Source organism: Desulfocurvus sp., from assembly GCF_023230885.1.
In the GTDB taxonomy this organism is placed as follows: domain Bacteria; phylum Desulfobacterota; class Desulfovibrionia; order Desulfovibrionales; family Desulfovibrionaceae; genus Desulfocurvus.
This window is the reverse complement of the sequence record NZ_JALNWM010000158.1, coordinates 1-8,128: the sequence shown is the minus strand read 5'-3', so window position 1 is coordinate 8,128 and position 8,128 is coordinate 1. Positions and strand designations below refer to the sequence as shown.

Below are 8,128 nucleotides of genomic sequence, written 5' to 3'. Positions count from 1 at the left end.
GGGCGCCTCTGCTTTGGGCGCGGGTTTGGCCGCCTCGGGGGCGGCCTCGGGGGCGGGCGCGTCGGCGTCCACGGGGGTGATGACCACCTGTTCGCCCGGCTCCACGGGCATGCGCCACTCCAGCTCCAGGCTGAACTTGGCCTTGCCCTTCTTCACGCGGGCCTCCACCTCCACCTCCACGCTGTCGGCGGGGATCAGCTCCAGGCTGGCGTCGCCCTGGGCCACGATGACCCTGCCTGCCCGAAAGCCGTCGGCGAGGTCCTCCAGGTAGGCTATGGCGTCTTCCAGGGCCAGGGACTGTTCCAGGGAAATCTTGTCCTTTTCCATCTGCGCGCTCCTTGCGGGCCGGGGCCTCCCGGCGCTCAGGTGAGGGACAGCAGCGCCCGGGCCAGGCGTTCCGGGTCCAGGAGGGGTGCGCTGTCCGGGGTGACCAGGGGGCAGTCGAGGATTTCGGCCCCCTTGGCCTGGATGGCCCGCCTGTCCAGCGGGCCGGGGTACCTGCCGTTCTCCTGGTCCACAAGCACGAAATCCACGGGCAGCCCGGCGCCCGGGGCGTCGCGGGTCAGGGTCGCCAGCAGCACTCGCAGCTGGTCGGCCACCGTCAGGCCCGGGGCCTCGGGGTCGTGGCCCAGGTTGGGGACGAAGACCTTGGGGCAGGGGTTGGCCGCCACGGCCGCGCCCACGCCCTGGGGCAGCAGCGTGGCCACCAGGCTGGTCCAGAAGCTGCCCACGGGGAAACAGATCAGGTCGGCGGAGGCGATGAGCCGACGCACCTTGTCGCGGATGGGCGCGCGCACGGGGTCGGTGTCCGCGGCGCTGCGCACCAGGCGCAGGGAGCGCACGGGCGAGGCCGGGGCCGGGCCCTCCTTGCCGGTGATCAGGTGCTGGCCCAGAACGGTTGTCCCGTCCTGGAGCTCGGCGCACAGGTGCAGGCTGTGGTTGACCACCGGGCGCACCGTGCCGCGCACCTCGGCCAGCTTGGAGAAGAGGTAGATCACCGGGTCCAGGTGCCTGCGGTGCTCCAGGTAGCCCGCCGTGAGCACGAGGTTGCCCACGCTGGCCCCGGCCAGGTCGAAGGCCGGGGGCATCCACTCGGTGAACACGCGCAGGTGGTGGCGAACGATCTTGCGCATGGGGTCCGGGATGGCCGAGACCAGGGGGTGCCTGCCCCGGGCCATGGTCTCCAGGGTTTCGCGCGGCTCCCGGGCCGGGGCGTCCTTGGGGAAGCGGTGGGCGAACAGGGCCACCACCTCGGGGTTGCCGTGCAGGCTCTGGTCCGACAGGGCCATGAGCCGGTTGCGCACGTCGCCGATGGCGGGCATGCCGAAGGCCCGGCGCAGCACGGCGGAGCTGCCGCCCGAGTCGAAGGGCGTGATGATGTGGATCGAGTTGTGCGTGTAGCGGATGATCCGCTGGGAAAGGGCGCGCAGGGCCGTTCCGCCGCTGAAGAACAGGATGCGCGGCCCCAGGTCGGGGCAGCGTTCGTGGCGGCGCAGGAGCACCGGGTCGGGCACCCGGGCCTGGCGGGTGATGCGTACCTGGACCATGCTCGCCTGCCTAGGCTTGGGGCTGTGCGCCGGGGGTGGCCCCGGTCTTCAGGAATTCCAGGCATACATCGGCCGCGGCGTCGAAGTCCACCCCCCCGGCCAGCTCGATGACCGCGCAGCGCGACAGGGCGCGCACATAGTCGGACATGGGCGGATCCTGGGGCCGGGCGGGGTCGGCGGGCCGGTAGAACAGGCCCGTGGCCTTCATGAACGCGGGCAGAAGGTCCGTGCGCCGGGCGGGGTCCACCAGCCGGGCGCGCATGGGCCCTGCGCCGCGCTGCCAGTTGAGCAGCGCCAGCCCGTCCATGGGCGCCCGGAGCCGGAAGCGTCCGGGCCCGAAGCACTGGCCGATGAGGGCGTCGTACTTGTGCTCCAGGGCCCACAGTTCGGCCTCGGGCAGGGCCAGGAAGCGCCCGCGGTCCCCGGGGGCGACGATGTCCGCGAGATCCGGGTTGGCCAGGGCCGTGCCGGGGTTGATGCGCGGGTGCTTGGCCACGCCGAACATGGTCGCGCCGCCCCCGGGCTCCTCGCGCAGCAGCACCCGGTCGTTGGACACGAAATCCGTGCCCCGCGACATGAGGTGCAGGGCCAGGGTGGACTTGCCCATGCCCGAGAATCCCGCCAGGGCCAGCCCGCGTCCGCCCAGGGCCACCCCGGCGGCGTGGCCCAGCAGGCAGCCCGCGTCGAGCTTGCCCTCGATGAAGCGGTTGTTGACGAAATTGACCACCTGGTTGGGGTTGTCCAGGCAGGGGCCGACGGCCACGTTGACCCCGCCGCCGAAGGCGAAGACCATGCCCGTCAGCCGCTTGCGGACCACGCGCCCGTCGGGCAGGTCGGCCCACTGTTCCTTGACTTTGGCCTTGCCGGGGTCCGGGGCCTTCTCGGCCAGGGGCAGATCCAGCTCCGGTGCCGGTGCCTCGTGGGCCGTGACCAGGATGTCCGCTGCCCCGGGGGGCGGGGGCGGGCAGAGGAATTCGTTGAAATACCCGGCCAGGGCCTCGCGCAGGTCGGCCCGGCTGGCGCGGACCTCCACAACGCAGTCGCCCAGGGCCAGGAACAGCGTGTGCTCGGCGGGCAGGGCCGCACGGACCGACGCGGCCAGCGCGCCGACGGAGGCGGGGCGGGCGGGCACGCTCATGACGCGATCCTCTCCAGGACGTGGCGGACGTAGAGCCGGGCGGGGTCCAGGCCGCTGGTCTCCTGGATGCCCCGGAAGCCGCCGAAGGCGGACACCTCGAACACGCAGGGCCCCTGGTCGGTGATGGCCACGTCCACGCAGGTGAAGTCCAGGCCGAAGGGGGCCTGGGCCCGGCGGGCCAGCTCCACGATCTGCGGCCCGGGATCGAAGGGCGCGTACCTGCCGCCCGAGGCGGTGGTGGTGTTCCAGGCGCCGTTGGTCTTGCAGCGGGCGTAGGTGGTCAGGTACTCGCCGCCCAGGAAGACCACGCCCAGGTCCCTGTCGTCCAGGTCCACGGTCTTTTGGATGTACATGATGGGGTTTTCGGCGGCGTATGCCTGCACGGCGGCCCGGGCCCCGGGCCCCGGGGCGACGACGGTCATGCCCCGGGCCTTGGATGTGTACAGCGGCTTGAACACCGCCTGGCCGTACATCTCCAGGGCCTCCAGGGCCTGGTCCACGTCCTCGGTGATGGTGGTGGGCGGCATGGGGATGTTCTCCAGTTGCAGGGTCACGGTGCACGACAGCCGGTCGAGCACGCGCATGATGGCCAGGGGCTCGGAGAACACGGGCAGCCCGCGCGCGGAAAGGAAGCGCAGGACCTCCAGGCGGTCCAGCAGATCGGGCGAGTAGCGCGCCCCGATCTTCTTGACGATCAGCCCGTCCAGGGTGGACAGGTCCGTGCCGTCGAACCAGGCCGCCCCGCCGGGCAGGTCCAGCCGGACGCGGGACATGTCCACCAAAAGGCGCGGCCCGCCGGTGACTTCGGCCACCGTGTCGGCCAGCAGTTCCGAGGACCACCCGCCGGTGGTCCCGATGACGCCGATGCGTTTCATGACGCCCTCCATCGGGGCTCGGACAAGAAATGCGTTCAGTAGTGCAGGACGCCCTCGGGCAGGCGGAAGGCCTCCCAGGGCGCGTCCTGGTGGGCCAGGGCCTTTTCCATGAGAAAATGGGCCCGCAGGCACATCTCCTTGGAGAACTTGGGGTGCAGCTCGAAGCGCGTGGAGGTGTACAGCGAGCGGGCCAGCCCCAGGGCCAGGCGCGCCTGGAAGGTGGCGTCGCCCATCTCCTCGGCGAAGGACGCGGCGAAATCCAGGAACTGGGCGATGACCCAGTTCAGCCGGTCGCGCTCCTGCCTGCCCCGGAGCGGCATGCGGAAGTTGGACACCAGGAACACGGCCACGTCCTGCACATAGTCGCCCTCGGTGGAGCGGTACAGGTCGATGAAATGCACCTGCTGGCGCTCGTGGTCGTAGACCACGTTGTTGGTGTTGAAGTCGCCGTGGATGAGCATGGACGCGGGCGCGGGCAGTCCGGCCTCCAGCTCCTTGCAGCGCGCGACGAGCTCGCTTGTGGGCGCGATGCGCGCCAGGCCGAGGCTGCGTTCGGGGCGCTCGAAGTCGGGGTGCACCTGGCGCACGGCTTCCAGGCGCTCTTCCAGCTGGGTCATGAAGCGCGTGGGGCAGGGCCGGGGCGTCAGGGTCTGGGCCCAGATTTCGTGCAGGGTGGCCGTGAGCACGAACAAGGCGTTGGTGGCCAGCTCCTGGTTGGGCGAGAGGATGACCTCGTCCAGGGTGCAGCCGGGCAGGAACTCCACCAGCATGGCCCCGTGGTCGCCGTCCTCGTGAAAGCTGAAGATGCGCGGGCCGATGCCGGGGAAGACCCTGGCCCAGCGTTCGATGTTCTCCTTCTCGCGGCGGATCTTCCTGATGTTGCCTTCCTTGTAGAGGCTGCCGGAGGCCACGTCCTCGGCGTCGGGCGGGCGGGAGCCCACGCGCCCGATGCGGCAGCCCGAGCGCGAGCCCCAGATGGACTTGAAGTCGATGTCGCCCACCGATCCGGTGAAGCCGCCCTTGTCCAGGGTCTGGCGCAGGGCCTCGAACTGCTCGATCTTGATGCGCTCGCCCAGGATGGAGAAGATGAGCGCCTCGCCGATGTTGAGCAGCGAATCGCCCACGCGCTCCAGGTAGCGGAAGATGAACAGCGCGGTGATCAGGTCGCGCGGGTCGCCCCCGCGCGACAGCTCGGCCATGATGCGGTCGAAGTGCTGCTTGTAGAGCGCGTCGAGTTCGTTTTCGGCCTTGCAGATTTCCAGGGCTCCGGCGAGGTCGGCCGCGCGCCGGGTGGGCGCGACGCGCGCCAGCCCCTCGCGGATGACGGCGAACATGGCCTTGTAGTCGTAGCGGTGCAGGGAGCGCGGGTCCGCGAAGTGCTCGACCTGGCGGGTGATGTTCACGCAGAAGTCGGCGATGCGCTCCAGGTTGGCGCACATGATCTGCACCGAGCGGATGGTGTCGACCATGCGCCCGGATATCTCCGCCCCGCCGTGAATCTTGGAGAAGCAGGCGTTTTCGATGACGTTCTTCAGGTTGTCCACATAGTCGTCGCGCGAGATGATGCGCTCGAAGAGCGCGCGCGAGGGCGCGTCCAGGAACGACAGCGTGGCGTCCACGAGGTTGGTGGCCTCGATGGTCATGAAGCGGAAGTTCTCTTCCAGGCTTTCGAAGGTCGTCATGGCGTCAGGAACGGATGCTCATGGCGTCTTCGGAGCGGATGGCGGCCTTGGGCTCGTCCTTCCAGGACAGCTTGAGCACGAGCTTGCTGGTGGGCGCCTTGCGCTTGGCCTTGAGGGTCAGCTTGAGCAGGCCGGGAGGGGTCAGGGTCAGCTCGTCGCCGCCCGTGGACAGCACGATGCGGCCCTTTTCCAGCCCGTCCATGAGGGATTGCAGGTAGTCGCGAAGGGAGCGCGGATCCTGGATGGATTCGAAGAAGAATTTTTCTTCCTGGGCCATGGGTGTCTCCTTGGTTCGGCTTTGGCGGGGCGGCGGCCGGGTCAGCCGTCCAGCCGGGCGCGGTATTCGGCCATGACCCGGGCGCGGTCCATCGAGGCCAGGATGAGCTGCTTGCGCACGAGCATGTCGTCCCAGGGCTGGACGCCGATCTCGCGGGCGGATTTCTCCGGGTTCCGGAAGGCCGGGTCCTTGACCTTCTCGCCCATGTGCGTGTCGTCGCCCATGAAGACCATGAGCGGGCGGCCCGAGCGCGGGCGGCAGCGGTTGCGTTCGTGCAGCACGGAAACCAGGAAGGCCGTGTAGCGGCTGGACTGGGGGTTCCAGACCTCCCAGCCGTCCACGTCGTATTCGGCCAGCAGCACGGGCCAGAACTGCTCGGGGTGGGGGATGACGATGCCCGCCCCCAGGGCCCGGGCCTCCTCGATGACCTCGCTGGCGCGGTAGAAGTAGTCCAGGGAGAAGCGGGCCTTGACCAGGGCCTTGACCGCCCGCAGGTAGGTCTGCACACGGTCGATGAACGGGTCGGAGTGCTCGGCGCGCAGGGTGTCGAACCAGTGGGCCAGCAGCTTGTTCTTCAGGGAGTCGCGGGGCACGTCGTCCCAGCGTGCGGCGAGCAGGGCGTCGATGCGCATCAGGTTGCGGCGCACATATTCGACGGTCGTCTCGTCCGCGCCGGTCTGGGCGGCGGCCTGGCCCACGATCTCCTGGCGCGGTTCGAGGATGGCGGCCATGAACTCGAAGAGCTGCGAGGAGCGGTACTTGTGCGTGTGGCGCAGCATCTGGCGCAGGGTGTGGGCCCGCTCCAGGCGCTCGGTGCGGAAGTGCAACAGCAGCTGGATCTTCTGGTTGAAGCCCGAGGAGTAGCAGTCCACCTCCACCCCGGAGTAGTCGCCGAAGCTGGTCAGCTCGTTGTGCTGGGTGGGGATGACCAGGCGCTCCTCGGCGCCGGGGAACAGGGCGTCCAGGCGCCGGGCGATCAGCGGCATGGGCACGAACTCGGGGTGCCAGTGCAGGGCCAGCACACGGCGCTGCTTGGGGTGTGTCTGCCCGGGGGTGACGGCGCGCAGTTCCTGCTCGGGCGAGAGGTCCACGCTGACGATGCGCGCGAACCGCTGGCCGTCGGCCTCGGTGGGCTCGCAGGGCACGCTGTCCAGGTCCGGCGCGCTCCAGGCGGCGCGGGCTCCGGGGCGCAGGGCGGAAAGGGGCGTTGCGGGCATGGGCTTATTTGTACCTGTCATGGCATTGGTTCTTGCGCTCCTCCAGGGTCCGGGCGGCCTGGGTCATGGCCTCCAGGTCCCCGGCCTCCCAGGCCCGGGCCAGTTCACGGCAGGCGCGGGAGTAATCGAGGTAGAACTCGTCGCCGTGGCCCGGGTAGCAGACCATGACATCCGAGTCGGCCAGGAAGGACGCCACGGCCTCGGCGGCGGGCGCGAGCCCGGCGTCCAGGCTGGAGCGGATGGCCTTGAAGGAGCGTTTCATGCGCTTTTTCAGGCGCGAATATTTCTTGGGCTCGTTGGCGGCGGTCACGCAGTCCGCGTCGGGGTCGCAGGGGCAGCCGGGGCGCATGGGCTCGATTTTCATCTTGGCCCGCACCTCGCCGAACTCGCGTTTGACCACGAACTTGATCTTGCACACGTCCGCCGCCGTGGGCGTCGCGGGCGCCGCGGGCGGGGCGCCCGCCTGGCCGGGGACGGCGGCCTCGCCCGCGGCGGGCCCCGGGGCGGCCAGCAGCGCCAGCAGCGCCTGGAGCACCGGCTCCAGCTCCGCGTCGCAAAGTACACGCTCGAACTTGACGGATTTGCTGCTCATTGCGTCGTTCTCCTTGCGCGGCGGGCCCGGGCGCGGGCCCGAAACAGGGGCATGAAGGGGCGCCCTTCCCGGGCCGGGCCCGGCGGGCGGATGCTCCGCCCCGGCCCGGGATTGCGATGTCTTGCGCTGTCTACCGGAGGCGTGTGACGATGGCGTTGCAGGACGGGGAAGAATGTGCGCCGGGGCCGTCACGCGGCGGTCACACGGCCCGGCGGCCCGCGGGCCCGCTGGCCGCCGGGGATGCTCCGGCGCCGGGGGGCCGGGGTCCGCGCGGGTTCCCTTTGCCCGGCGCCTGGGGTAGAACACCCGCCATGCCCGCCATGTCCTCCAGCGCTGCGGCGCGCCGCCGGGTCCACGCCTGGTGCATGTACGACTGGGCCAACTCGGCCTATGTGACCACCGTGGCCGTGGCGGTGCTGCCCGCCTATTTCGCGGCGGCGGTGGTGCCCGAGGCCGGGGTGTCCGTGCTCGGGGCGCGGCTGTCCGCCGCGAGCCTGTGGGGCTACCTGGTCAGTGCCACGGCCCTGGTGGTCTTCGTGCTGGCGCCGCCCCTGGGCGCCGTGGCCGACCATCTGGGCCTGCGCAGGCGCCTGCTGCTCGCGTTCTGCCTGTGCGGCGGCCTCGCGGCCACGGGGCTTGTGGCCGTCGGGCCGGGCGCGGTGTGGCTGACGGCGGGTCTGTTCTTCGTGGCCCAGGTGGGGTTTGTGGGCGGCAACGTGTTCTACGATTCGCTGCTGGGGCATGTGGCGCCCGCCGGGCGGCTGGACGCCGTGTCGGGCCGGGGCTTCGCCTACGGCTAT

General features: G+C 70.5%; 9 protein-coding genes. 1 reads left to right on the top strand and 8 read right to left on the bottom strand.

Features of this window, described 5'->3' with window-relative positions; translation table 11 throughout:
* The 8 genes from M0P34_RS11405 to M0P34_RS11370 all read right to left on the bottom strand — a co-directional run.
* Window positions 1–327, bottom strand: a 327-nt coding sequence (locus M0P34_RS11405; RefSeq protein WP_291499164.1) for an amphi-Trp domain-containing protein, incomplete at its 3' end; no start/stop codon positions are given.
* Window positions 328–362: 35 nt separating this feature from the next.
* Window positions 363–1,547, bottom strand: a complete 1,185-nt coding sequence (locus M0P34_RS11400; protein WP_291499163.1) for a GAK system CofD-like protein — start codon at window positions 1,545–1,547, stop codon at window positions 363–365.
* 10 nt (window positions 1,548–1,557) lie between these two features.
* Entirely contained in the window at window positions 1,558–2,685 is a 1,128-nt protein-coding gene (locus M0P34_RS11395; RefSeq protein ID WP_291499161.1) for an HprK-related kinase B, read from the bottom strand.
* Window positions 2,682–3,560: a GAK system ATP-grasp enzyme gene (locus M0P34_RS11390; protein WP_291499159.1), complete on the bottom strand. Its 879-nt coding sequence runs from the start codon at window positions 3,558–3,560 to the stop codon at window positions 2,682–2,684. Before M0P34_RS11390 ends, M0P34_RS11395 begins: the two co-directional genes overlap by 4 nt.
* Before the next feature lie 35 nt (window positions 3,561–3,595).
* On the bottom strand, window positions 3,596–5,242 hold the full coding sequence (locus M0P34_RS11385; RefSeq protein ID WP_291499157.1) for a PhoU domain-containing protein: 1,647 nt from the start codon (window positions 5,240–5,242) through the stop codon (window positions 3,596–3,598).
* A 4-nt stretch (window positions 5,243–5,246) separates the two neighbouring features.
* Window positions 5,247–5,519 carry an amphi-Trp domain-containing protein gene (locus M0P34_RS11380; RefSeq protein WP_291499155.1) on the bottom strand — a complete coding sequence of 91 codons (273 nt, stop codon included), beginning with the start codon at window positions 5,517–5,519 and terminating at the stop codon, window positions 5,247–5,249.
* Window positions 5,520–5,560: 41 nt separating this feature from the next.
* Window positions 5,561–6,736, bottom strand: a complete 1,176-nt coding sequence (locus tag M0P34_RS11375) for a hypothetical protein (RefSeq protein ID WP_291499152.1) — start codon at window positions 6,734–6,736, stop codon at window positions 5,561–5,563.
* Window positions 6,737–6,740: 4 nt separating this feature from the next.
* Window positions 6,741–7,328 (bottom strand): GAK system XXXCH domain-containing protein, encoded by a 588-nt coding sequence (locus M0P34_RS11370; RefSeq protein WP_291499150.1) that lies wholly within the window; start codon window positions 7,326–7,328, stop codon window positions 6,741–6,743.
* A gap of 311 nt (window positions 7,329–7,639) precedes the next feature.
* On the opposite strand from M0P34_RS11370, the gene M0P34_RS11365 reads away from it, so the two are divergent.
* Window positions 7,640–8,128 (top strand): MFS transporter (locus M0P34_RS11365; protein ID WP_291499147.1); only part of this gene is annotated, 489 nt, incomplete at its 3' end.